Origin of the sequence: Fulvivirga kasyanovii (assembly GCF_009711405.1) — a bacterium.
GTDB classification, from domain to species: Bacteria; Bacteroidota; Bacteroidia; order Cytophagales; family Cyclobacteriaceae; genus Fulvivirga; species Fulvivirga kasyanovii.
Genome location: NZ_SMLW01000105.1, coordinates 1 through 702 on the forward strand (window position 1 = coordinate 1; position 702 = coordinate 702).

Consider the following 702-nt stretch of genomic DNA (forward strand, 5'->3'; position numbering starts at 1 on the left):
TTTAACTTTTTGATGTTTATTACTTTGTAAAATGGTTGCTCCTGCGGAGCAAGAACCATATTAAAGATCAATATGGAATAAAGTTTTAAATGCCATATATCTGGGACAGTTATCATTTTATAAAGCACAGTCCGCATACATTCCGTGCCAGAAATAGATCATTTATAGTGTACTATATCACCACCTGTATGCTCTGTGTTTTTAAGATTGTTTTCGTTCAATATCAAGTTCATTTCCTTTTCTGAGAGTTCTTGAACATCTATTCCGAAATAATTCTTTTTCTTCATATCAGTTTGTGAGTATAATGTCAAATTACATGCAATGAGTATTGTTAGTCTTTTCATTTATTTGTCATCTATTGTTGCAGGCCCGCTGGTACGGGCTTGCGGCTTATCAATATGTATGTAGCACACAAAACATTAGAGGCACGAGTTACAAACTCACGCCAGCTAAGACAATGTTAACACCCGGAATAGTTTGAATTATTTTTTAACTTGAAGAGTATTGAGATATTTGCATGACATTGAACTATCAGATTGATACTCAATTAATATTGTCAATTCGGAATTGAGGTAATGATCTTCGGAAAAAAAGCCTTTTTCTCGAGCATCTTCATAGGTGATTTCTCCAGTATACCTTACTATTTTCTGGTCATCAACTAAAATGGTATCACCCTTATTTTTGTTGCCCAATAAAGGAAGA

1 protein-coding gene is annotated in these 702 nt (G+C 33.8%); it reads right to left on the minus strand.

What is annotated here, in order from left to right; genetic code table 11:
- Window positions 1–482: 482 nt before the first annotated feature.
- Window positions 483–702: hypothetical protein (locus tag E1163_RS30825; protein ID WP_221417864.1), on the minus strand; the 220-nt coding region annotated here is incomplete at its 5' end.